The sequence below is a fragment of the Bradyrhizobium sp. BEA-2-5 genome, from assembly GCF_032918025.1.
Taxonomy (GTDB): domain Bacteria; phylum Pseudomonadota; class Alphaproteobacteria; order Rhizobiales; family Xanthobacteraceae; genus Bradyrhizobium; species Bradyrhizobium pachyrhizi.
Map to the genome: position 1 here is coordinate 4,048,582 of NZ_CP136629.1, position 24,592 is coordinate 4,073,173.

The 24,592-nt window shown below is 65.2% G+C and carries 19 protein-coding genes and 1 pseudogene; 9 read left to right on the forward strand and 11 right to left on the reverse strand.

Going from position 1 to position 24,592, the window contains the following annotated elements; translation table 11 throughout:
* Positions 1 to 161: 161 nt before the first annotated feature.
* The 6 genes from RX327_RS18850 to RX327_RS18875 are packed head-to-tail and all read left to right on the forward strand — an operon-like array spanning position 162 to position 9,989.
* Positions 162 to 1,469, forward strand: a complete 1,308-nt coding sequence (locus RX327_RS18850; protein WP_410712169.1) for an MdtA/MuxA family multidrug efflux RND transporter periplasmic adaptor subunit — start codon at positions 162 to 164, stop codon at positions 1,467 to 1,469.
* Positions 1,466 to 4,573 (forward strand): MdtB/MuxB family multidrug efflux RND transporter permease subunit, encoded by a 3,108-nt coding sequence (locus RX327_RS18855; protein ID WP_317251107.1) that lies wholly within the window; start codon positions 1,466 to 1,468, stop codon positions 4,571 to 4,573. The genes RX327_RS18850 and RX327_RS18855 overlap by 4 nt, the downstream gene beginning before the upstream one ends.
* Positions 4,574 to 4,576: 3 nt before the next feature.
* Positions 4,577 to 7,861 carry an efflux RND transporter permease subunit gene (locus RX327_RS18860; RefSeq protein WP_317251108.1) on the forward strand — a complete coding sequence of 1,095 codons (3,285 nt, stop codon included), beginning with the start codon at positions 4,577 to 4,579 and terminating at the stop codon, positions 7,859 to 7,861.
* Positions 7,862 to 9,334, forward strand: coding sequence for an efflux transporter outer membrane subunit (locus tag RX327_RS18865; protein ID WP_050386566.1), 1,473 nt, complete (start codon positions 7,862 to 7,864; stop codon positions 9,332 to 9,334).
* Between the two features lie 8 nt (positions 9,335 to 9,342).
* On the forward strand, positions 9,343 to 9,651 hold the full coding sequence (locus RX327_RS18870) for a hypothetical protein (protein WP_028332256.1): 309 nt from the start codon (positions 9,343 to 9,345) through the stop codon (positions 9,649 to 9,651).
* An 11-nt stretch (positions 9,652 to 9,662) separates the two neighbouring features.
* On the forward strand, positions 9,663 to 9,989 hold the full coding sequence (locus RX327_RS18875; RefSeq protein ID WP_244482490.1) for a BA14K family protein: 327 nt from the start codon (positions 9,663 to 9,665) through the stop codon (positions 9,987 to 9,989).
* A 25-nt stretch (positions 9,990 to 10,014) separates the two neighbouring features.
* On the opposite strand, the gene RX327_RS18880 is transcribed toward RX327_RS18875, so the two are convergent.
* The 8 genes from RX327_RS18880 to RX327_RS18915 form a co-directional block, all read right to left on the reverse strand.
* Positions 10,015 to 10,650 (reverse strand): hypothetical protein, encoded by a 636-nt coding sequence (locus tag RX327_RS18880; protein WP_028332254.1) that lies wholly within the window; start codon positions 10,648 to 10,650, stop codon positions 10,015 to 10,017.
* A gap of 203 nt (positions 10,651 to 10,853) precedes the next feature.
* Positions 10,854 to 11,945: a sensor histidine kinase gene (locus RX327_RS18885; protein WP_317251109.1), complete on the reverse strand. Its 1,092-nt coding sequence runs from the start codon at positions 11,943 to 11,945 to the stop codon at positions 10,854 to 10,856.
* Positions 11,942 to 12,382 (reverse strand): response regulator, encoded by a 441-nt coding sequence (locus tag RX327_RS18890; protein WP_317251110.1) that lies wholly within the window; start codon positions 12,380 to 12,382, stop codon positions 11,942 to 11,944. The genes RX327_RS18885 and RX327_RS18890 overlap by 4 nt, the downstream gene beginning before the upstream one ends.
* Entirely contained in the window at positions 12,379 to 13,908 is a 1,530-nt protein-coding gene (locus tag RX327_RS18895; protein ID WP_317251111.1) for a sensor histidine kinase, read from the reverse strand. Before RX327_RS18895 ends, RX327_RS18890 begins: the two co-directional genes overlap by 4 nt.
* A 99-nt stretch (positions 13,909 to 14,007) precedes the next feature.
* On the reverse strand, positions 14,008 to 15,366 hold the full coding sequence (gene accC / locus RX327_RS18900; RefSeq protein WP_317251112.1) for an acetyl-CoA carboxylase biotin carboxylase subunit: 1,359 nt from the start codon (positions 15,364 to 15,366) through the stop codon (positions 14,008 to 14,010).
* 24 nt (positions 15,367 to 15,390) lie between these two features.
* A complete protein-coding gene (gene accB / locus RX327_RS18905; RefSeq protein ID WP_317251113.1) occupies positions 15,391 to 15,885 on the reverse strand; it encodes an acetyl-CoA carboxylase biotin carboxyl carrier protein in 495 nt (164 codons plus the stop codon).
* A gap of 52 nt (positions 15,886 to 15,937) precedes the next feature.
* A complete protein-coding gene (gene aroQ / locus RX327_RS18910) occupies positions 15,938 to 16,423 on the reverse strand; it encodes a type II 3-dehydroquinate dehydratase (protein WP_317251114.1) in 486 nt (161 codons plus the stop codon).
* Between the two features lie 363 nt (positions 16,424 to 16,786).
* Complete coding sequence (locus tag RX327_RS18915) at positions 16,787 to 17,605, reverse strand: DUF1236 domain-containing protein (protein WP_050386562.1); 819 nt, start codon at positions 17,603 to 17,605, stop codon at positions 16,787 to 16,789.
* 50 nt (positions 17,606 to 17,655) lie between these two features.
* Between RX327_RS18915 and RX327_RS18920 the strand changes: the two genes are divergently transcribed.
* The gene (locus RX327_RS18920; RefSeq protein WP_167350428.1) at positions 17,656 to 17,973 is read left to right on the forward strand and encodes a hypothetical protein; all 318 of its coding nucleotides are present in this window, start codon (positions 17,656 to 17,658) and stop codon (positions 17,971 to 17,973) included.
* Positions 17,974 to 17,995: 22 nt separating this feature from the next.
* Here RX327_RS18920 and RX327_RS18925 read toward each other — a convergent pair whose 3' ends face one another.
* On the reverse strand, positions 17,996 to 18,763 hold the full coding sequence (locus RX327_RS18925) for a DsbA family protein (protein ID WP_317251115.1): 768 nt from the start codon (positions 18,761 to 18,763) through the stop codon (positions 17,996 to 17,998).
* 86 nt (positions 18,764 to 18,849) lie between these two features.
* Entirely contained in the window at positions 18,850 to 20,256 is a 1,407-nt protein-coding gene (locus tag RX327_RS18930) for a M48 family metalloprotease (protein WP_317251116.1), read from the reverse strand.
* 227 nt (positions 20,257 to 20,483) lie between these two features.
* On the opposite strand from RX327_RS18930, the pseudogene RX327_RS18935 reads away from it, so the two are divergent.
* Together RX327_RS18935 and RX327_RS18940 are read left to right on the forward strand one after the other, a co-directional pair.
* A pseudogene (locus RX327_RS18935) lies at positions 20,484 to 21,669 on the forward strand (pyridoxal phosphate-dependent aminotransferase).
* A 219-nt stretch (positions 21,670 to 21,888) separates the two neighbouring features.
* Positions 21,889 to 23,223, forward strand: coding sequence for a dicarboxylate/amino acid:cation symporter (locus RX327_RS18940; RefSeq protein WP_317251117.1), 1,335 nt, complete (start codon positions 21,889 to 21,891; stop codon positions 23,221 to 23,223).
* Between the two features lie 70 nt (positions 23,224 to 23,293).
* Here RX327_RS18940 and RX327_RS18945 read toward each other — a convergent pair whose 3' ends face one another.
* A complete protein-coding gene (locus RX327_RS18945) occupies positions 23,294 to 24,526 on the reverse strand; it encodes an FAD-dependent oxidoreductase (RefSeq protein WP_317251118.1) in 1,233 nt (410 codons plus the stop codon).
* Positions 24,527 to 24,592 lie beyond the last annotated feature (66 nt).

The following is a 24,592-nucleotide window of genomic DNA, read 5'->3' on the forward strand; positions in this document are numbered from 1 at the left end:
GAGAAACAGCCGCCGACCGGGAAGGAGCACTTTCCTTTCCGATTCTTAACGCGCTTTGTCCGGCAGGAGCCTTCAAAATGCTTCGTCGGATGTGGCGCGCGCGGAGTTCAGGGGACACATAGAGCCGCGCGAGCTCGTTCGTGTTTCTTCGTGGGCAAGTTATGGACCAGCAGATCAAAGACCCGTCGATTTTAGCGCCCGAGCAAACCAGGCGAGGGTCGCGTTGGCGGGGGGTTCTGACGGGATGTCTCGTGCTGGCGGTGCTGGCAGGCATCGTCTGGTGGACGCGGCAGCAGGCCGCGCCGCCGCAGGCCGGTGGCGGGCGCAACGCCGGGCCGATGTCGATCGTGCCGGAGACGATCGGCAAGGGCGATATCGGCGTCAGCCTGAATGCGCTCGGCACCGTGACGTCGCTCGCGACCGTGACGATCAGGAGCCAGATCAGCGGCTATCTGATGAAGATCGATTTCAAGGAGGGCGACGAGGTCAGGAAAGGCGACCTGATCGCCGAGATCGATTCGCGCCCCTATGAGGCGACGCTGGCGCAGGCCAAGGGCCAGCTCGCCCGCGACGAGGCGCAGCTGAAGGGCGCCCAGGTCGATCTCACGCGCTACCAGAACCTCGCCGCGCAGAATGCGGTGCCGCACCAGACGCTAGACACCCAGGTCGCGCTGGTCGCGCAGTATCAGGGCACGGTGGAAGCCGATCGCGCTTCGGTGAAGTCGGCCGAGGTGAATTTGCAATATTGTCACATCGTGTCGCCGATCAACGGGCGCGTCGGACTGCGCCAGGTTGATCTCGGCAACTATGTGACGGCGGGCGATACCAACGGCCTCGTCGTGATCACGCAGCTCGAGCCGATCAGCGTGCTGTTCACGCTGCCGGAGGACAATCTGCAGGCGGTCGCGAAGCGGTTGAAGGAGGGCGCGGTGCTGCCGGCGGCGGCCTATGACCGCAGCGGCGCCAACAAGCTCGCCGAGGGATCGTTGCAGACCTTCGACAGCCAGATCGATGCGACCACCGGCACCATCAAGCTGCGCGCGCAGTTCGAGAACGATAAGCGCACACTGTTTCCGAACCAGTTCGTCAACGTCCGCCTGCTGCTCGATACCCACAAGGATGCGACGACGATGTCGACCGCCGGCATCCAGCGCGGTGTCCCCGGCACCTTCGTCTATCTCGTCAACGGCGACAGCACGGTCTCGGTGCGGCCGGTCAAGCTCGGCGTCACCGATGGCGACCGGGTCGAGGTGCTGTCCGGGCTCGTGGCCGGCGATCGCATCGTGATCGACGGCGCCGACAAGCTGCGCGAGGGCGCCAAGGTGGTCGTGCGCTCCGCCGCCGCCGCCGCGAACCCGGCCGCTGCGGCCAAGGGGGCGGCGAAGGGAGACGGCAAGGGAGATAGTAAGGACGGCGCTGATCCCGGAGGCGGCCACCACAAGCGGTCCGAGGACGGGCAGAAGAAATGAACCCGTCGCGGCCATTCATCCTGCGGCCGGTGGCGACGACCCTGATGATGATCGCCATCATGCTGTCGGGCATGCTGGCGTTCAGATTTCTCCCGGTCGCGGCGCTGCCGGAGGTCGACTATCCGACCATCCAGGTGCAGACCTTCTATCCGGGCGCGAGCCCCGACGTGATGACCTCGTCGGTGACGGCGCCGCTCGAGGTGCAGTTCGGCCAGATGCCGAATCTGACCCAGATGAGCTCGGTGAGCTCGGCGGGCTCGTCCGTGATCACGCTGCAATTCGGCCTGTCGATCTCGCTCGACGTCGCCGAGCAGGAGGTGCAGGCCGCGATCAATGCCGCGGGCAATCTGCTGCCGTCGGACCTGCCGGCGCCGCCGATCTACGCCAAGGTCAATCCGGCCGATGCACCGATCCTGACCCTCGGCCTGACCTCGAAGACCATGCCGCTGACCCAGGTGCAGGATTTCGTCGACACGCGGCTGGCGCAGAAGATCTCGCAGCTGCCCGGCGTCGGCCTCGTCAGCATCAGCGGCGGCCAGCGGCCCGCGGTGCGCATCCAGGCCGATATCCGCAAGCTCGCGGCCTATGGCCTCAACATCGACGATCTCCGTACCACGCTCGGCAACGCCAACGTCAACACGCCGAAGGGCAATTTCGACGGCGCGATGCGCGCCTACACCATCAATGCCAACGACCAAATCCGCAATGCCAGTGACTACCGCTCGCTGATCATCGCCTACAAGAACGGCTCGCCGGTCCGCCTCAGCGATGTCGGCAACGTCGTCGACGGCGCGCAGAACGACAAGCTCGGCGCCTGGATGAACGAGACGCCGGCGATCATCCTCAACATCCAGCGCCAGCCCGGCGCCAACGTCATCTCGGTGGTGCAGGGCATCAAGGATCTGCTTCCGCAGCTGCAGGCCACGCTGCCGGCCGCGATCGACCTCAATATCCTGACTGACCGCACCGTCACGATCCGGGCCTCGGTGCGCGACGTCGAATACGAGCTGTCGCTCGCCGTGATCCTGGTCGTGCTAGTGATCTTCGTGTTCCTGCGCTCGACCCGCGCCACGCTGATCCCGAGCCTGTCGGTGCCGCTCTCGCTGGTCGGCACGCTGGGTGCGATGTATCTGTTCGGCTTCAGCCTGAACAATCTGTCGCTGATGGCGCTGACGATCGCGACCGGCTTCGTGGTCGACGACGCCATCGTCGTGATCGAGAACATCTCGCGCTACATCGAGGAAGGTGAGTCGCCGCTAGAAGCTGCCTTGCGCGGGTCCGAGCAGATCGGCTTCACGATCATATCGCTGACGGTGTCGCTGATCGCGGTGCTGATCCCGCTGCTGTTCATGGGCGACGTCGTCGGCCGCCTGTTCCGCGAATTCGCCATCACGCTGTCGGTCACGATCCTGATCTCGGCCGTGGTGTCGCTGACCCTGGTGCCGATGGCCTGTGCGAAGCTGCTGAAGCCGGAGGCCATGACGCGCGAGAACACCTTCCAGCGGCTCAGCCGCGAAGGCTTCGATGCCGTGATCGCGATCTACGCCCGGATGCTCAACTGGGTGCTGGATCGCCAGACCTTCGTGCTGCTGATCGCGCTCGCCACCTTTGGTCTGACGGCGCTGCTCTATGTCGTCATCCCCAAGGGCTTCTTTCCGGTGCAGGACACCGGCGTGATCCAGGCGATCTCCGAGGCGCCGCAATCGGTGTCCTATGCGGCGATGGCCGAGCGGCAGCAGCGGCTCGCCAGCGCGATCCTGAAGGACCCGGACGTGCAGAGCCTGTCCTCGTTCATCGGCGTCGACGGCACCAACACCACGCTGAACAGCGGCCGCATCCTGATCAATCTGAAGCCGCATGAGCAGCGCAAGGCCAATGTCTCGACGATCATGGACCGGATCAAGGCCAGCACGGCGGCGCTGACCGGCATCACGCTCTACATGCAGCCGGTCCAGGACCTCACCATCGAAGGCACGGTGAGCCGGACGCAGTATCAGTTCATCCTGCAGGATGCCGATCCGAACGAGCTTGCGGAATGGACGCCGAAGCTGGTCGACAAGCTCCGGGAATTGCCCGAGCTCAGCGACGTCACCAGCGATATTTCGGCGCAGGGGCTTTCGGTGTTCGTCGACATCGACCGCGACCAGGCTGCGCGGTTCGGCATCACGCCGGCGACGATCGACAACGCGCTGTACGATTCCTACGGCCAGCGCATCGTCTCGACCGTCTTCACCAATTCGAACCAGTACCGCGTGATCCTGGAAGCCGATCCGTCGCTGCAGACTTCGCTGGATTCGCTGTCGTCGATCTATCTGCCGTCATCGGTGGGCTCGACGCCAGTGCCGCTGTCGGTGATGGCCAAGATGCGGGTGGAGACCGCGCCGCTGCAGATCTCGCATCTCGGCCAGTTCCCGTCGGCGACGGTCTCGTTCAACCTCGCGCCCGGCGCCTCGCTCGGCGGGGCGGTGACGGCGATCAAGCGGGCCCAGGCCGACATCAACCAGCCGCTCGGCATGATCACGAGCTTCCAGGGCGCGGCGCTGGCGTTCCAGTCCTCGCTCTCCAACCAGCTGTTCCTGATCCTGGCCGCGATCATCACGGTCTATATCGTGCTGGGCGTGCTCTATGAGAGCTACATCCATCCGATCACGATCCTCTCGACGCTACCCTCGGCCGGCGTCGGTGCGATCCTGGCGCTGATGCTGTGCGGTCAGGATCTCACCATCATCGCGATCATCGGCATCATCCTTCTCATCGGCATCGTGAAGAAGAATGCGATCATGATGATCGACTTCGCGCTCGACGCCGAGCGCAACGAGGGCAAGCCGCCGCGGGAGGCGATCTACCAGGCTTGCCTGCTGCGGTTCCGGCCGATCATCATGACGACGATGGCGGCTGTCCTCGGCGCGCTGCCGCTGATGCTCGGCAGCGGCGCGGGGTCCGAGCTGCGGCATCCGCTCGGTATCTCGATCGTCGGCGGTCTCTTGGTGAGCCAGCTGCTGACCCTGTTCACGACACCGGTGATCTATCTCTGGTTCGATCGCCTCGCGCTGCGGTTTGCCGGGCGGGCAGACGAGATCGGCGAGGCGAGCGGGTCGCGTTGAGCCATGGATCCGTCAACGCCCTTCATCCGTAGGCCGGTAGCGACCACGCTGTTGACGTTCGGGCTCGCGGCGGCCGGCATCGTCGCGTTCTTCAAGCTGCCGGTGTCGCCGCTGCCGCAGGTGGATTTCCCGACCATCTCGGTGCAGGCGACGCTGCCCGGCGCCAGCCCGCAGGATGTCGCGACCACGGTCGCCAGTCCGCTCGAGCGCCATCTCGGCCAGATCGCCGATGTCACCGAGATGACGTCGTCGAGCTCGGTCGGCGCGACCCGCATCACGCTGCAGTTCGGGCTGAACCGCGACATCAACGGCGCGGCGCGCGACGTGCAGGCCGCGATCAATGCGGCGCGCGCCGACCTGCCGACCAGCCTGCGCAGCAATCCGACCTACCGCAAGGTCAACCCGGCCGACGCGCCGATCCTGATCCTGACGCTGACGTCGGATACGCTGACGCGCGGCGATCTCTACGACGCCGCCTCCACCGTACTGGCGCAGAAGCTGTCGCAGGTCGAGGGCATCGGCGAGGTGGTGGTCGGCGGCAGCTCGCTGCCGGCCGTGCGCGTCGATCTGATCCCGCAGGCGCTCTACAAATACGGCATCGGGCTGGAAGACGTCCGCGCGGCGCTGTCGAGCGCCAACGCCCACAGCCCAAAGGGCGGCATCGACGTCGGCGACCAGCGCTACCAGGTCTACGCCAACGACCAGGCCAACAAGGCCGACGACTACAGATCGCTGATCGTGGCCTACCGCAATGGCGCACCGGTTCATCTCTCCGACGTCGGCGAGGTGGCCGACGGCGTCGAGAATTTGCGCAATGCCGGGCTCGCCAACGGCAAGCCGGCGGTCCTGATCATCCTCTACCGGCAGCCGAACGCCAACATCATCAGTACCGTCGACCTCGTGAAGGGGCTGATGCCGCAGCTGCAGGCGTCGGTCTCGCCGGCGATCGATATCGGCTTTGCGGTCGACCGTTCGACCACCATCCGCACCTCGCTCCGGGACGTCGAACGAACCCTGGTTCTGGCGGTGCTGCTGGTCATCATCGTGGTGTTCGCGTTCCTGCGCAATGCGCGCGCCACGTTCATTCCGGTAGTGGCGGTCTCGGTGTCGCTGGTCGCGACCTTCGGGGCGATGTACCTGTTCGGCTACAGCCTCGACAATCTCTCCCTGATGGCGCTGACGGTCGCGACCGGCTTCGTGGTCGACGACGCCATCGTGGTGCTGGAGAACGTCACCCGTTACATCGAGGACGGCCTGAGCCCGCTCGAGGCGGCGCTGAAGGGCGCCAACGAGGTCGGCTTCACCGTGCTGTCGATGAGCATCTCGCTGATCGCGGTATTCATCCCGATCCTGCTGATGGCCGGCATCGTAGGGCGGCTGTTCCGCGAGTTCGCGATGGTGATCTCGATCTCGATCCTGATCTCGCTCGCGGTCTCGCTGGCGACCACGCCGATGATGTGCGCCGTGCTGCTCAAGCCGGACGCCGGCGGCCATGGCCGGCTCTATTGGGCGAGCGAGCGCTTCTTCGAGGCGATGCTGAATTTCTACCGCAGAACGCTGACCGCGGCGCTGGCGCATCCGCTGTTGGTGATGCTGATCCTGGCGGCGGTGTTCGGCCTCAACTTCTATCTCTACGACGTAATCCCGAAAGGCTTCTTCCCGCAGCAGGACACCGGCCGGCTGGTCGGCTCGATCCAAGCCGACCAGAGCGTGTCGTTCCAGCTGATGCAGCAGAAGCTCGCGCAGTTCGTCGGCATCATCAAGCGCGATCCGGCGGTGGAGACGGCGGTCGGCTTCACCGGCGGCGGGCAAACCAATTCCGGCTTCGTGTTCGTCTCACTGCGTCCGCTCGATGAGCGCAAGATCGGCGCCGACGGCGTGATCGCGCGGCTGCGCCGCGAGATGTCGGTGGTGCCGGGCGCGAGCCTGTTCCTGCAGGCGGTGCAGGACATCCGGGTCGGGGGCAGGGCCTCGAACGCGCAGTATCAGTACACCCTGCAGGGATCGACGCTGGAGGAGCTCAATGAATGGACGCCGAAGATCGCGGCGGCCCTGCAGCGCGATCCGAACCTCGCCGACGTCAACAGCGACCAGCAGAACAAGGGCCTGGAATCCGATCTCGTGATCGACCGCGACGCGGCGGCCCGGCTCGGCATCACGGTGAGCCAGATCGACAACACCCTCTACGACGCCTTCGGCCAGCGGCAGGTGTCGACGATCTATGTCGCGCGCAACCAGTATCACGTCATCATGGAGGTCGCGCCGCGCTACTGGCAGAATCCGGAGACGCTGAAGGACGTCTATATCAGCACGTCCGGCGGTTCGGTCGGCGGCTCGCAATCGACTAACGCGGTGGCGGGCACCGTGGTGGCGCCGGGCACCTCGAGCGCGGCCAGTGCGGCCAACGCCCAGGCGGCGCGCAACCAGGCGACCAATTCGATCGGTTCGACCGGGAAGGGCGTGGCCTCGACCGGATCGGCCGTCTCCACCAGCAGCGAGACCATGATCCCGTTGTCGGAAGTTGCAGCATTCAAGCAGGGCGCGACGCCGCTTGCTGTCAATCACCAGGGCCTGTTGGTCGCCAACACCATCTCGTTCAACCTGCCGCCGAACGTGTCGCTGAGCACGGCGGTCGGCAGCATCGAGGCGACCATGAACCGGATCGGGGTCCCGGCCACGATCCGCGGCACCTTCCAGGGTACCGCCAAGGCGTTCCAGGACTCGCTGAGCAACCAGCCGTTCCTGATCCTGGCGGCGCTGGTGGCGATCTACATCGTGCTGGGCGTGCTCTATGAGAGCTACATCCATCCGCTGACCATCTTGTCCACACTGCCCTCGGCGGGTGTGGGCGCCTTGCTGGCGCTGATGGCATTCAAGACCGAGTTCAGTATCATGGCGCTGATCGGCGTCATCCTGCTGATCGGCATTGTGAAGAAGAACGCCATCATGATGATCGACTTTGCGCTGGATGCGGAACGCAGGCGCGGGCTGGAGCCGCTCGAGGCGATCCGGGAGGCCTGCCTGCTGCGCTTCCGCCCCATCATGATGACGACGATGGCCGCGCTGCTCGGGGCGGTACCGCTGGCTATCGGCATGGGCGATGGCGGCGAGCTGCGGCAGCCGCTCGGCATCGCCATCGTCGGTGGCCTGATCCTGAGCCAGGTCCTCACGCTCTACACGACGCCGGTCATCTACCTCTATCTCGACCGGTTCCGCCTGTGGGCCCAGCGCGTGCGCCGCGGCGGCGCGATGCGGATGCCGGGCTCCTCACTTCAACCGGGCGAGTAAATGCCGACAGGTGCAGCGTTGCGAAATCTTCAGTTGATGCGCAAGCCGATCCGGCTTCTGCGCGTGGCGGCGTTCGGCGGCCTCAGCCTCGGTCTGTCCGGCTGTATTCCCGGGGCGGAGAAGCCCGAGCTCAGCCTGGAAGTGCCGGCGAGCTACAAGTCTGCGGCCAAGGGCGATGCCGATGCGGCTGTTCCGGCGCTCGCCTGGTGGCGCGGCTTCCGCTCGCCCGAACTGACCGGGCTGATGGAATCCGCGCAGCTCTACAATCTCGACATCGCGGTGGCGATCGCCCAGATCGTGCAGGCAGACGCCCAGGTCGGCGTTTCCGGCGCCGCGCTGCTGCCGTCCATCTCCGGATCGGCGAATGCCGAGCGCCAGCGTGTGGCGACGGGATCCAGTTCGTCGTTCGGCACCAGCGGCACCTTCTCGCAGTACAGCCTGGGGCTGAGCGCAAGCTACATCGTCGATTTCTGGGGCAAGAACCGCGCGACGCTGTCGGCCTCGGAGGAGAGCGCGACCGTCGCGCGCTACAATCGCGAGGTGGTCGCGCTGACCACGATGGCGACGGTCGCCAACACCTATTTCCAGCTGCTGGCGGCGCAGGACCAGATCAAGGTCACCCGTCGCAACCTCGCCGCGGCCGAGCGCATCCTTGCGCTGATCAAGTCGCAATTCGCCGGCGGCACCGCTTCGCAGCTCGATCTGTCGCAGCAGGAGGCGCTGGTCGCCACGCAGCGCGCGGCGATCCCGCCGCTCGAGGTAACGGTCGGGCAGAACATCGCGGCGCTCGCCGTGCTGGTGGCGCGCGCGCCGGCCGATTTCAAGGTGCGCGGCGGGTCCACCACCCAGATCGCGGTGCCGCGCGTCACGCCGGGACTGCCGTCGGAATTGCTCTACCAGCGGCCTGACGTCCGCGAGGCCGAGGCGCAGCTGGCGTCGTCCAATTTCAGCGTCGACGCGGCGCGCGCAGCATTCTTTCCGCAGATCCAGCTGACCGGCACCACCGGTTTCCAGAGCGCGGCGCTGGCCTCGCTGTTCGCGCCGGGCGCCTGGTATTACACGCTCGCCGCCGGGCTGACCCAGCCGCTGTTCGACGGCTTCCTGCTGGAGAGCCAGCTCAAGCTCGCCAAGGGCCAGCAGCTGCAAAACCTGCAGGCCTATCGCAAGGCGGTGCTGTCGGCCTTCGCCGATGTCGAGAAGGCACTGATCGCGTTGCAGAAGTACACATTGCAGGAGCGCCTGCAGTCCGACGTCGTCGCCGCCTCGCGCAAGGCGTTCGAGGTCGCCGAGACGCAGCTGCGCGGCGGTACGGTCAACCTGATCACGGTGCTGCAGGCGCAGCAGACGCTGTTCACGGCCGAGAACAATCTGGTCACGGTCCGGCTCAACAAGCTGCTGGCGGCAAGCAGCCTGTTCCAGGCGCTCGGCGGCGGCTGGACGCCCGCCGGTACGCTGGCGGCGGCGGTGCCATGAGGTCAGCCATGCAGCGTTTCGCGACACTCCTCGTTGCCCTCGTCATCGCGCTCGGCGCATCGACCGGCGCGTCCCGCGCGCAGCAGCGGCCACCGAACAGCGTTCCGCTCGCCTTCGGCATGAGCGCCGACCAGGCCAGCCAGTCGCTCGGCGTTCCCCTGAATTACGTGCGCGGCACGCCGGGCAATGAATTGTTCGTCGCGCTGCCCAATGTCAGGGGCAGCGTGCTGTCGCGGCGCAGCGACGGGCTCTATCTGCAATTCGGCAAGGGACGCCTGATCGCCTGGAAGGGCGACTGGGGCACCCTTCCGCAATGAGGGTTTTCGCCATGATTGCCATCAGAGGACTGATCGCCTGCGCCGCCATCGCACTCAGCGTAGCCGCGGCGTCGGCCCAGCAGCGGCCGTTGCGCTACGGCAGCACCGGCGGCGCGTATTTCGACGGCAGGGACGACGACCGCGATTTTCGCAGCAACGGCTATTTCCCCGGCAATTTCGCGGCCGATCCCTTCAGCGCGGGGTTCGGTGCGGCCGGCCTGTTCGGCTCGACGCCATATCACTCCGCGCGACCCTATCCGTCGCAGGTCGTGTTTGGCGCACCGTGTCAGGATTGCCGTCCGCCCCGCGCACGCCGGCATCGCGGCAGGCACGAGTAAGGCGCTTCGCAGAGGCTTGATGCCTCTAGGCCCAGCGCAAGAGCTCGTCGATGATGCGCGGCTTCATCCAGCCGGCCTTGTCGATGATTTCGTTGCGCAGAGTGTCCTTTTCCATCTCGTATCCTTCATGCGAGATATCCCGGCTGCCGGTCGCGGTGATCCCGTACGTCTCGAGCAGGGCGTTGTGCCGCGCCTTCCACGCGATCACATGCTCGGTCATGACTTGCGTCACGGATGGAAGGAAACCGGGATGGCCTGCCAGGCCGCATGACGCCGTGGTCTGCGGGTCTCCTGCCAGCATGATCACGTTCCACTCGTCGTAGCCGATCAGCCCCATTTGCGCGTAGAGGAACGCGCCATGCGGTCCATCCCAGATATTTTGGTCGATGACCAGGAACGGCACCGCGTGGCAGTGGCCGTGCCGCGCCGTCATGTCGCGGTTGAAGGTCTCAGTACGGTCCTGCAATCGCTTGTTGGCCGCAGCGAACACGGCAAGGCGATTGTCTGCCGTCGGCACGATGCTGGCTTCGTCATCAGGCGCGAAACCTGCATCGCGCAGCATCGAGCCGATCAGCGGGTGATCCCACTGCTGCTTGTGAAAAGCGGGCGTCGCGCCGTCGGCGCCCGGCGCCGGACACACGGTCTCCTTGAGCTCGCCCAAGGTCGTTTCTTGCTTCTTTCCAAAAACTGGCCTGCGCCCGAACATCGCGTGCCGCTCCTGCCAAGCAGTTGGCACGAGCATCGCAAAGAACGCCCAGAACTTTCTTAACTGGTCAGGCCCGGCGCGCCGCGATTCATCAACAGCATGACGCAGTCGTTAAAGCGATCCGGACAAATCAATCGAATTTGCTGAAATTTGCGGCATTAGCTGGCGGCGGCGCTTGCCGATTTGTCGAGCGCCGGGCTGACGCGGGCGAACCGCACCACGAAGCGGGTGCCCTTGTGGCCGGGGTCGCGCTCGACGCTGGCATCGAGCTTGGCTGCCATCGCGCTGACGATCCGCTGGCCCATGCCGGTGCCGCGCGGATCGGCCTGGTCGGAAAAGCCGACCCCGTCGTCGCTGATCGCGAGCTGCAGATCGTCGCCTTGCGGCTTGAGCTCGACATGGATCGGGCCGGCGCCGTCGGGATAGGCGTATTTCACCGCGTTCATCACCAGCTCGTTGACGATGATGCCGACGGCGACCGCACGGTCCGGGTCGATCTCGATCGGCTCGGCCTTCAGCGTCAGGCGCGACATCCGGTTGCCTTCGGCCGAGCGGCGCAGGTCTTCGAGCAGTGAGTCCAGATACTGGTTCAGGACCACGCTTTTCAGGTCCTGAGAGGTGTAGAGGCGGCGGTGCACCTGCGCGACCGCGGCGACGCGGCCCATCGCATTGGTCAGTGCCGCCTTGACCTCGTCCTGCGCGGCGGAGCTCGCCTGAAGGTGCAGCAACGAGGCGATGATCTGGAGCGAATTGCCGACACGGTGGTTGACCTCGCGCAGCAGGAGCTCGCGTTCGGCGGCAAGCGCCGCGTAGCGGTCGCGCGAGGCGTGGATCTCGGCTTCGGCTTCCTCGCGCGCCCTCTGCAGCGCGGCCTGGCGCAGCGCGCCATCGGCGGCGACGTGGAGGAGCGGGATGAAGTCGCCCTGGACGTCCTTCACCAGATAGTCCGCCGCGCCGGCCTTCAGCGCGGTGACGGCGATCGCCGAATCCTGCGACGCGGTGACGAACACCACCGGCGGAGCGTCCGGTATCTTGAGGATCTGCTCCAGGGTCTCCAGCCCATCGAGGCCGGGCATGTACTGATCGAGCGCGACGACGTCGATGCCGCCCTGGCCGAGCCGCTCGAGACCTTCCTCGCCGCTCGCGGCGTGAACGACCCTGTAGCCGCGCCGCGTCAGGCCGCGGTCGACCAGGCGCGCCAGCGCGTCGTCGTCGTCGATGTAGAGCAGTGTCGGCGTTGGGCTGGTCATACGGCAGCCGGCGGCACCTGAATTACCGAAAAGAACAGGCCAAGCTGACGAATCGCGTTGGCAAAGCTCTCGTAGTTGACGGGCTTGGTGATGTAGACGTTGCAGCCGAGTTCGTAGCAGCGCTTGATTTCCTGGGAATCGTCGGTGGTGGTCAGCACCACCACGGGCGAGGCCTTCAGATATTTGTTCTCCTTGATCTGCTTCAGGATGTCGATCCCGGTCATGTCGGGGAGGTTGAGGTCGAGCAGGATCAGCAGGGCCTGGCCCTTGCGCTCGACGGCGCTGCCATCCTTGCCGAACAGGTAGTTCACGGCCTCTGTACCGTTGGTGAACGGAACGATCTCGTTGTTGACGCCCGAGCGGCGGATGTTGCGCTCGATCAGGCGGGCGTGGCCCTCGTCGTCCTCGATCATGATGATGGTGACAGGATCACTCATGTCACTTTGTCCCGGTTCTTGCCTGACCAATTGATCGGCAGCGTGATCGTGAAGGTGCTGCCTGCGTTCAGTTCCGATGATACCGACATGGTGCCGCCGAGGCGACGCACAAGTGCACGGACATGCGCAAGACCGATGCCCTGGCCGGGCTTGTCCTGGGTTCCCGCGCGGCGGAACAGGTCGAATATCCGCTGGTGGTCCCTCGGATCGATCCCGCGGCCGTTGTCGCTGATCTCGAAGATGGCGTAGCCGAGCTTGGTCCGGCCCTCGATCGAAATCTCGCCGGGAACGCCGTTCCTGAGGTACTTGAGTGCGTTGTCGATCAGATTGGAGAAGATCTGCTCCAGCGCGAGGCGGTCGCTGACGATATTCGGCAACGCGCCGACCTCGACGGTCGCATTGGCCTCGACGGCCTGGTGAGCCACCGTCTTGACGATGCCGTCGATGAGCTCGCGCAGATCGATGCGTTCGGGCTTGAACTCGCGGCGGCCCTCGCGGGTGAGATTGAGGATCGCACTGATCAGGCGATCCATCTTGGCGATCGACGATTTGATGAAGCCGAGCGATTCATTGAAGTCGTCGGATAGCTGCTTGTCGGAGCCTTCGAGCTCGGGCTCGGCCACATCGGTCGCGTCTTCCGGCATCGCCGGCGCCAGCGAGGCGGCGCGATTGAGCGTGGCGATGCGCTTGAAGATGTCGCCGCCGAGCTCCTCGAGTTCGCTGGTGAAGCCCATGATGTTGACGAGCGGCGAGCGCAGATCGTGGCTGACGATATAGGCAAAGCGCTGGATCTCGTCGTTGGCTTCGCGCAGGTCTGCCGTGCGCTCGTCGACGACGGCCTCCAGATTGACGTTGCTGTCGCGCAGCCTGGCCTCGGCCTCGTCGCGCGCCCGCGACGATCGCCGCAGCAGCACGACCGAGAGAGCGGCGAGCGCCAGCACCATGCAGGAGCCGGCGATCGTGACGGAGGAGGCCAGCACCTGGGTCTTGTCCGCCGTCGCTGTGCGCAATGCCAGCAGACGATTCTCCTCGGTGCGGATGTCGCGGGCGATCCGGGCGATCGCCTCCACCGCATCGGTCGATGTGGTCTTGCGCAGGACGTCGATGCTGGTCGCCGTGTTGTTGTTCTTGACACGCTCGATGCTGAGCGCGAACTCGGCCAGCCGTTGCTCGACGGCGGCTTTGAGCTTCGCGGCATTGGCGACCTGCGCCGGATTGTCCACGGTCATCATCTGGAGATGGTTGAGCGCGGCCGGCACTCTCGCTGCCGCGGACTGGTACTCGGACAGGTATTGTGGTGCTGATGTCAGCAGATACGCCCTGGTCGCGCTTTCGGCGCGCCTGACGTCGAGCAGCAGGTTGGCAACCTGGCTCTCGGTCTCGACGGTGTGAATCACCCAGGCGTTGTCCTCGCGCGCCTTGTTGACCAGCAGGACGGACGCCACGCTGACCGCGACCAGCACGAAAAACCCCGCCGATAGCAGGAGGATCTGTAACGTCGACCGGCGCCGTGAAACGACCGTCACGACGATCTCGCTATGGGAGTGGGATTTAACGCGTCCCCGTGGAAAGCCAATAACCCTATAGTACGTTTGAGGAAGGGCTGGGTTCCACGGAGTTCCGAACTATTTTGCGGCGTCGGATGGCTGGCCGGCGAGGTACTGCTCCAGCCAGTGGATGTGGTAGTCGCCGTTGATGATGGCGTCTTCGCGCACGAGCGCCCGGAACAGCGGCAGCGTGGTCTCGATGCCTTCGACCACCATCTCGTCCAGCGCCCGGCGCAACCGCATCAGGCATTCGGCGCGGGTCTTGCCATGCACGATCAGCTTGCCGACGAGCGAATCGTAATAGGGCGGGATCGTGTAACCCTGATAGACGGCGGAATCGATCCGGACGCCGAGGCCGCCGGGCGGATGATATTGCAGGATCCGGCCGGGCGAGGGGCGGAAGGTCTGCGGATTCTCGGCGTTGATGCGGCACTCGATCGCGTGGCCGATGACCTGGATTTCGTCCTGCCTGGCGGGCAGGTCGCCGCCGGCGGCGATGCGGATCTGCTCCAGCACGAGGTCGATGTCGGTGATGCTCTCGGTGACGGGATGCTCGACCTGGATGCGCGTGTTCATTTCGATGAAGTAGAACTCGCCGTCCTCGTACAGGAACTCGATGGTGCCGACGCCGAGATATTTCATCTCGCGCATCGCTTTGGCGCAGGTCTCGCCGATCCTGGCCCGCGCCGCGGCGGAGAGCACGGGCGAGGGACCTTCCTCCCAGACCTTCTGGTGCCGGCGCTGCAGCGAGCAGTCGCGCTCACCGAGATGGATGGCGCCGCCGCGGCCGTCGCCGAGGATCTGGATCTCGATGTGGCGCGGCTTCTGGAGATATTTCTCCAGATAGACGGACGCATCGCCAAAGGCGGACCTGGCCTCGTTGGCCGCCGTCGACAGCGCCAGCTGGAGGTCGGCCTCGCTGTGCGCGACCTTCATGCCGCGGCCGCCACCGCCGGCCGCCGCCTTCACCAGCACCGGGAAGCCGATCTTCCTGGCGATCGCCATGGCGTCGTCATCGGGGCCGACCGCGCCGTCGGAGCCGGGCACCACGGGAATGCCGAGGCGTTTCGCCGTCTTCTTGGCCTCGATCTTGTCGCCCATCAGGCGGATGTGCTCGGCCTTGGGGCCGATGAAATGCAGATTGTGCTCGGCGAGGATTTCCGCAAAGCGCGCGTTCTCGGACAGGAAGCCGTAGCCGGGATGCACGGCGTCGGCGCCGGTGATCTCGCAGGCCGCGAGCAGCGCGGGCACGTTGAGATAGCTGTCCTTGGACGACGGCGGCCCGATGCAGACGCTCTCGTCCGACAGCCGCACATGCATGGCGTCGGCGTCGGCCGTGGAGTGCACGGCGACGGTCGCGATCCCGAGCTCCTTGCAGGCCCTGAGGATGCGAAGGGCGATCTCGCCGCGATTGGCTATGAGGATCTTGTCGAACATGGCAGCGCCTGGCGTTGACGGAAGCTATTCAATGATGACGAGCGGCTCGCCGTACTCGACCGGCTGGCCATCCTCGACCAGGATCTGCGTCACCGTGCCGGCGCGCGGCGAAGGGATCTGGTTCATCGTCTTCATGGCTTCGATGATCAGCAGCGTCTGGCCGACCGAGACCTTGGTGCCGACCTCGATGAACGGCTTTGCGCCCGGCTCCGGCGCCCAATAGGCGGTGCCGACCATCGGCGAGGTCACGGCGCCGGGATGCTTGGCGAGATCGGTCGCAGCCGCCGGGACGGCCAAGGCGGCCGGTCCGGCAACGCTCGCCACGGAGGCCGCGGGCACCGAGGCCGCGATGCTGATGTTGCGCGCGACACGGACGCGCAGGCCGGCACGCTCGATCTCGATCTCGGTCAGATTGGTTTCCGCGAGCAGCAGCGCGAGCTCGCGAATGAGGGCGCTGTCGTCGTTCTTGGAGTCGTTCTTGGACTTTGCGGCTGCTTTGTCGTCTGGCTGGCGCGCCATGCTCTGTGATCCAAAATCTTTGTCTGGTGACGGGGAACGTCAGGATTGACGATTAAGTCTTTGGCTTGGCGTCGATCTTGGTATCGATCCTGGCACCGATCTTGGTGGCGAGGCCGATGATCGCAAGCCGGTAGCCGTCGATGCCGAAGCCGCAAAGTGACGCGAAGGCGGCTTTAGCAGTGAACGAGTGGTGCCGGAAGCTTTCGCGGGCGTGGATGTTGCTGACGTGAACTTCGACCGCGGGTATCTTGACCGCGACCAGCGCGTCATGCAGCGCGATCGAGGTATGAGAGTAGCCACCGGCGTTGATGATGATGCCGACCGCTTTCTTGGCGTGTGCCTCATGGATGAAGTCGATCAGCTCGCCTTCGCGGTTGGACTGCCGGCAGTCGGCCTTCAGCCCGAACTGGCGCGCGGTGTCCGCGCACAGCTTCTCGACGTCGGCGAGGGTGGCGTGGCCGTAGGTCTCCGGCTCGCGCGTCCCCAGCAGATTGAGGTTCGGGCCGTTCAGCACATAGATCGTTCCGGCAGCAGCCATTCCAGAGTTTCCTGCCAAAGTTTTCCTGCCAAGGGTTCCGGCCAAAGGTTCCGAAGGGGGTCCGACAAGGGGTGGAGTGGGCCGGGTTATAGGTAACAACCGGCCGAAGGGGAAGTCTTTAGGTGAAATCAGAACGTCTTCAACAACTTCCTCCACCCTGTTAGATAACTGTCCTAACCTCCGGAAAATGCTGATTAACCAAATCTTGCGGAAGTCGCCTTCGTGGGGCGCTCCGGCCCGCCATCCACTGCGTGATGCGGGGGCGGCCGAAAGCAAGACCCCGCCCTGAAGGGGGCGGGGTCGAGATGAAGGCAAGGGCCCGTCTTCGAGGGCCCGTCTTGGCGCCCTCGCACCGAGGCCGGTTTAGCCCTCGATGATGTAGACGATCTCATGGGTCTCAGGCTGAACGATCACGTAGCGGCCCTTGACCAGGATGAACTGATAGCCGCGCCACTGCGGGTAGATCGTCACGACCCGCTCCGGCACCGGGTAGAAGTGGACGTCAGCCGGAACGCGGGTGCCGACCGCCACATTGAAGTTCACGTTGGTGGCTTCGGTCACGTGCTCCGACTTGATCGCGGTCGTGATCTGGGTGCGCTTCTCGGCCGGCGGAGCCGCGGTGGCCGACGTTGCCGCGTTGCCGGTCGTCGTCTGCGTGCGGCTCGTGTCGTTGGTCTGCGCGCGGTTGGGGTCGGCCGGGCTCTTGGTCTGAGCGTTCTGGTTGGTCGTGGCACCGGCACCGCTCTTGTCGCGGCTCTCGGCGTTCATCTTGCCGCTCTTGTCACGCTCCTCGGCTTTCATGTTGCCGCTCTTGTCGCGACCCTCGGCCTTCATGTCCTTCGAGCCTTCCTTGGAGCCCTTGGTCGCCTCGTTCTCCGAGCTCATGCCCTTCGACTTTTGGGTGCTGTCCTGTGCACCCTTGGTGGCCGTGCCGGACTTCTCGGACTCAGCTCCCTTGGTGCTCGACTCACCGGTGGTCGAATGCTCGGAACCCTTCATGCCGCTCTTGTCATGCTGCATGGTGCCCGATGACGCGCCGCCGGACGGTGAAGACTGCTGCGTGGTCGCACCACCACCGGCTCCGGTTTCCTTGTTGGCGCCGCCGGCGCCCTGTGCGTTCGCGAAACCGGTGCCGGCGATCAAAGCGGCTGCGGCGACCGAAATCAGAAAGCGGTTAGACATCGTAATTCCTCCTCGTTTTTCAGCATTGCCCGCGCCGACAACGGGAGAGCATGTGCGATGTTCCTGTTGATTTGCGGTTCCTTGCGGTTTGTTCTTCAGGTGAATGCGCGATGAACGCGCGAGATGAATGCGCGGCTGCTTCAACTGCAGGCCCAGTAGAACTCCATGCTCGCAAGATCGAGCTGGCCGTTGCCGCCGCCGAAATTGAAGCCGCCGAAATAGTCTTCGATCTCGAGAGCAGGTCGCGCTGTATTTTCAGCTTCGCGCGACTTGCGTCGTTGGGGACGGCCCTTGCTTGCGGCCCGCGCGGAATCGGTTCGGTGACGGCAATAAAAAAATCCGGCTGCCTGGCAGCCGGATTTTTCTGAATGAGCGCTATCCTTGCGGCGATCAGCAGGTCGCTTTGCCGCAGCGGGCGATGCCGATCTTTTCCCTGAGGCCTTCGACGCCGACAGCGCCGATCACGATCTGCTTGCCGATGACGTAGCTCGGCGTGCCGTTCATGCCCATCGCTTCGGCAAGCTTGAAGTTCTCCTCGATGGTGGCCTTCACTTCGGGGCTCGCCATATCCTTCTCGAGTTTCGCCATGTCGAGACCGACCTCCTTGGCGACCGCCAGCGCGCGCGCCTTGTCGGCGGCGCCGCGACCACCGAGCAGCTTCTGGTGGAAGTCGAGATATTTCTTGCCGGTGGGATCCTGCATGCGCACGGCGACCGCGACCTGCGCCGCTTCGACCGAGCCCTGGCTCAGCACCGGAAACTCCTTCAGCACGACCTTCAGCTTCGGATCGCTCTTCATGATGGTCAGCATGTCGTCCATCGCGCGCTTGCAGTAGCCGCAATTGTAGTCGAAGAACTCGACGAAGGTGACGTCGCCGTCCTTGTTGCCGAGCACGACCTGGCGCGGCGAGTTGAAGATCGTGTCGGCGTTCTTGGCGACGCTCTGCTCATGCTTCTCGGCTTCGGCGGCGGCCTGCCGCTTGCTCAGCTCGTTCATCGCCTCCTCGAGCACCTCCGGGTGCGCGATCAGATAGTTGCGCACGATGGTCTCGATGTCGCCGCGCTGGGTGTCGGTGAAGCTCTGCGCGGAGGCCGGAAGCGGCGCGGCGCAAACGCCGAGCGCGAGCAGGGCAGGGGCAAGAAAACGAAGCGCTGGCATGACAAAATCCTTGTTCGCGGTGGCCCAAAATACGGCGGGGCCGTGAGCCGGTTTCGGTGATCGTTGTATGGAACTACGGTTTATTTCTAGTTGTTTTTCTGACCCGGCATGGGCTTGGCGCTCACAATGTCGTCAGCTTTGACCCAGCCGGGCGTGCCGATCGCGAATCGCGTCTTGGCGCGTGACGCAAGGTCGCGGGCGGTCTTGGTGTCGCCGCGGAGATAAGCGGCCTGCGCCGAGGCGAGGTCGGCCTGGGCATAGTCGCCCTTGCGGCCATAGGCCATCGCGAGCTGGGTATAGCCGAGCGGCGCCTCGGGCTCGCGCGCCACCGCGGCGCGCAGCATGTTGATCGCTTCGTCGGTATAGGCCTTGTTGTCGGAGGCGACCAGCGCCTGGCCGAGCAGCATCTCGATCAAGGGCGAATTGCTGGAGAGCTGCACCGCGCGGCGCAGCGGCGCGATGGCTTCGGCCGGCCGGCCGCCGTCGAGCAGCGCCTGGCCGCGCAATTCATGGAAATAGGGATTGTTGGGCTGCACCTGGATCAAGCCGTCGATCTGCGCGATCGCCGAGCGCAGATCGCCGTGCAGATAGGTCGTGATCGCGCGTGCGTAGCGCGCCGGCAGACTGGTGTTGGACAGCGGATAGCGGCGGTAGACCGTGTCCTGCCGCTCCATGAAGCCCGAGATCTTGGCGCGCATCATGTCGTGGCGCAGCTGCAGCGCCGGATCGTCCTTCTTGTCCCAATAGGGGCTGGAGCGCGCCAGTTCCTGCAGCGCGGAGACGCGATCGACCGGCATCGGGTGCGACTGCAGATAGGGGTCGGCCCCGCGCGAGGCGAACAGGCTCTCGTCGGTGAAGCGCTTGAACGTCTCGTACATGCCCTTGGCAGACTGTCCGGTCGCGTTCAGGAACTTGACGCCGGCACGGTCGGCGTTCTCTTCCTGCTGGCGCTGATAAGACAATAGCGTGCGCTGAATGACCGCTTGCGGCGCCGAGATCGCCGCGGCGCCTGCGCTGGAGAGACCGTTGCCGCCACCGCGGCCGCCCGCACCCGCGGCAAGCGCGCCGGCGCCGAGCAGCATCGCGATGATCATCTGGGTCTGGGCCGTGGCGAGCTGCTCGCGCAGCTTGGACAGGTGACCGCCGGCCAGATGCCCGGTCTCGTGCGCGAGCACGCCGATGATCTGGTTCGGCGTCTCCGACTGCAGGATCGCGCCCCAATTGACGAAGATGCGGCGGCCGTCCGCGACGAACGCGTTGAACGAGCCGTCGTTGATGATCACCATCTGGATGTTCTGCTTCTCCAAACCTGCGACGCGCAGGATCGGACGGGTGTATTCGCGCAGCAACTGCTCGGTCTCGGTGTCGCGCAGCACCGGCGGCCCCTTTTGCTGGGCTCGCGCAGGGACGACGGGCCCGATCGCGAGCGTAACCGCAGTCATGAGCGCGGTCAGCTTGAAGGTCCTGGTGCGGAGCGAGAGGCGGAACAGCATGGGCGATCTATCGGCGATGACTGGCCGCGCCGGCACAAGTCCGGGTTTCGGGCCCGACCGGATCAGGCGCGTGGCGCAATCTGTTGTTTTTGCAGTTCTTCTTCACGCGAACCGGGTATTCACTTGGCCTGAAAGCGTTATAAGGAGCCACCGAATGCGGCCAGTCTGGGGCGGCAGCCGGTAACGGGAACCCGAATTCGGCAGCGGCCGTGCAATAGCAGAAATCCATGCGTGAAGCGACACCGAGAGACCGTGTAAGCAGCCTGTTGACAGCGTCCGGACGGAGCGATGTTCCCCCGTTCATGGTGATGGACGTCATGGCGGCGGCAGCCCGAATCGAGGCCGCCGGTGGTCGTGTCATCCATATGGAGGTCGGCCAGCCCGCGGCAGGCGCGCCGAAGCCGGCGATCGCGGCCGCGCAGGCCGCGCTTGCGGACGGGCGGATCGACTACACCTCGGCGCTCGGCATTCCCTCGCTGCGCGCGCGCATCGCCCAGCACTACAGCGACACGTATGGTTGCGCGGTCGACGCGGAGCGCATCATCGTCACGACCGGTTCGTCCGGCGGCTTCATCCTGGCTTTCCTGTCGATGTTCGAGCCCGGCGATCGCGTCGCCGTGACCGTGCCGGGCTATCCACCGTACCGGCATATCCTCACCGCGCTCGGCTGCGAGCCGGTGCTGATCGAAACCACGAACGAGACGCGCCACGCGCTGACCGGCGAGGCGCTCATCGCCGCCCATCGCAAGGCGCCGCTGAAAGGCGTGCTGGTCGGCAGTCCCGCCAATCCGACGGGCACGATGATGTCCCGCGAAGCGCTCGCCGGCCTCATTGCGGCCGCGGAAGACGCTGGCATCCGCTTCATCTCGGATGAGATCTATCACGGGCTCGATTACGCGTTTCCAGCCGTGACGGCGGCGGCGCTGTCCGAGCACGCACTCGTGATCAACTCGTTCTCGAAGTATTTTTGCATGACGGGCTGGCGCGTCGGCTGGATGGTCGTGCCCGAGATCCTGGTGCGGCCGATCGAGCGGCTCCAACAGAACCTCTCGATCTCGGTGCCGTCGCTGTCGCAGATCGCGGCAGAGGCTGCCTTCGACGGCGCGGGAGATGGAGGAAATCAAGCACGGCTATCAGGAAAACCGGCGCATCCTGATCGAAGGCCTGCCGAAGGCTGGCCTGACCAAATTCCTCCCCGCAGACGGCGCGTTCTACCTGTATGCCGACGTCTCCGACTTCACCGCCGACAGCTTCGCCTTCGCCAGCGAGATGCTCGAGAAGGCGCATGTCGCGGCGACCCCCGGCGTCGATTTCGATCCGATCCACGGCCGCGCCTTCATCCGTTTTTCATATGCACGCTCGGCCCCGGAGATGCAGGAAGCAGTTGCACGGATCGCGCATTGGCTTAAATAGCCCGCGAACTCCAGGAGCCTTCAAACTCCAAGAGCCACCAAGAGCCTTCCGGCGTTCGCTTTGCCTTTCGGATCGGTTTCGCAGCGCAGTGCCGTGGTTTCGCCGGCACTGTGGCGGACCGATCATCGCGGATAAGCGGCAGGGCCCACACAGTTCCATTTGACTTGAACCGCCAAGTTGATCTTGGCTGTTTCCGCCATTTCTGAGGGGGAGTGACACATGGCAACGGCAACCGTTGTCACGGCTGCGCCGGCGAGCGCCGGCAGCAAGCCGTGGTACAAAGTCCTCTACGTCCAGGTGCTGATCGCCATCGTGCTCGGCGCCATCGTCGGCTGGCTGTGGCCTCAGTTCGCCACCAACGAATGGATCAAGGCGCTCGGCGACGGCTTCATCAAGCTGATCAAGATGGTGATCGCTCCGATCATCTTCTGCACCGTGGTCTCCGGCATCGCCCATATCCAGGACGCCAAGAAGGTCGGACGCATCGGCGTCAAGGCGCTGGTCTATTTCGAGGTCGTCTCGACCTTCGCGCTGGTGATCGGTCTCATCGTCGGCAATCTCGTCAAGCCGGGCTCCGGCTTCGGCAATGCGGCGGCGAACGCGCAGGCGGTCGCCGGCTATGCCAAGCAGGCGGAGGCGCAGAAGTCCGTCGACTTCGTGCTGCACATCATTCCCGACACCGTGGTCGGCGCCTTCGCGCAAGGCGAAATTCTGCAGGTGCTGCTGTTCGCGGTGCTGTTCGGCTTTGCTTTGATGAGCCTCGGCGAGCGCGGCCATACGATTCGCAGCTTCATCGACGATGCCGCGCACGCGGTGTTCGGTGTCATCTCGATCGTGATGCGCGCGGCGCCGATCGGTGCGTTCGGTGCGATGGCCTATACGATCGGCAAATTCGGTACCGGTGCCATCCTCAACCTGATGGGTCTGATCGCGACGTTCTATGTCACCGCGGCGCTGTTCGTGTTCGTGGTGCTCGGCATCATCGCGCGCCTTGCCGGGTTCTCGATCTTCAAGTTCCTGGCCTACATCAAGGACGAGCTGCTGATCGTGCTCGGCACCTCGTCCTCGGAGAGCGCGCTGCCGTCCTTGATGGAGAAGCTGGAACGTCTCGGCTGCTCAAAATCGGTGGTCGGCCTCGTGGTGCCCACGGGTTACTCGTTCAATCTCGACGGCACCAACATCTACATGACGTTGGCGACCCTGTTCATCGCGCAGGCGCTCGGCGTCGATCTTTCCTTCGGCCAGCAGCTCACGATCCTGGTCGTGGCGATGCTGACCTCGAAGGGCGCCTCCGGCATCACCGGCGCGGGCTTCATCACGCTGGCGGCGACGCTCGCCGTGGTCGATCCACGCCTCGTGCCTGGCATGGCGATCGTGCTCGGCATCGACAAGTTCATGAGCGAGTGCCGCGCGCTGACCAATCTGTGCGGCAACGGTGTCGCCTGCGTGATCGTGGCCTGGTGGGAAGGCGAGCTCGACCGCGACAAGCTCAACGCCAACCTCGCCAAGCAGATCGATCCGACCGACATGGAGACCGCGATCACGACGGACTAAAGATCCTTGTTTTGACGCGTTTTCTTCACGCGAACCGGAGTCCACTTCGCTCGAAAACGCTTTGTCGACGTCAGAACCGGTCCAGTCGATACGGCGAGGTGTCCACCGCGGATGCCTCGCCGTTCATCGTTTCGGCCAGCACGCGCGCGGTCGCCGGGCCGAGCGTGAAGCCCTGATGGCCGTGACCGAAATTCACCCATAGCCCACGATGGCGCGGCACGGGCCCGAGCACCGGCAGCATGTCGGTCGTGCAGGGGCGGGTGCCGAACCAAGGCTCGGGCTCGACGCGGCTGCCGATCTCGATCAGTTCGCGCGCGGCCGCTTCGGCGTAGCCGAGCTGGATCGGCGTCGCCGGTGCGTCGGGACTGGTCAGCTCCGCTCCCGTCGTGATGCGAATGCCCTTGGCCATCGGACCCATGGCATAGCCGCCGGTCTTGTCGATCAGCGGCAGGTCGAGCGACGCGCCGCCGCTGTAATGCATATGGTAGCCGCGCTTGCGCACCAGCGGGATGCGATAGCCGAATTTGCGCAGCAATTGCGGTGACCACGGCCCGAGCGTGACCACGACGTGGGCGGCATCGATCCGGCCGCCACTGGTGTCGACCGACCAGCCGGACGTCGTCTGCGTCAGCGTCTGGGCATCGCCGCGCAGCAACGTGCCGCCGAGACGCTCGAACAGTCCGGCATAGGCGGAAACAAGCCCGCCGGGGTCCGACACGGTCCAGGGCCCAAGCCAGTGAATGGCGCCGGGCAGGTCGTCACGCAGCAACGGCTCCGCCTTGGCGAGCTCGCGGCCGTCAAGCACGCGAAACGTCACGCCGAAGTCGCGCTGGTTCTCCTCGGCGATTGCAATGGCCTGTTCGAGCGCGGCCGGGTCGCGATGCAGCAGGCGATAGCCGGCGCGGCGGATCAGATTATCGGCATGGGCATCGCGGATCAGCGTGTCGTGCTCCGCGGTGGCGTAGGCGATCAGGCGCGCCCATGCGATGGTGGCTTCACGGTGCCGCTCGGGCGTCGAGTTCCACCAATAGCGCAGCAGCGGGCCGGCGTGCTGCGGCAGCGACGCCAGACGGTAGCGCACGTCGTTGGTGCGCCCCATCGCGATCCGGGCGAGGATGGCGGGGTCGCGCGGCATGGGATAGGGGCGCACCGCTTCCGCCTGGATCATCCCGGCATTGCCGTAGCTGGTCTCGCGGCCCGGCTCCCTGCGGTCGACGAGCGTGACGGACCAACCGCGCTGCTGCAGGTGCAGCGCCGCGCTCACACCGACCATGCCGCCGCCGAGAACTATCGCGCTTTGCATTGGGATCCGTCTCCGTCAGGCTCCGTTACGCCGGCGTCTGACGAACGGATTGCCTGTTCAATAAAA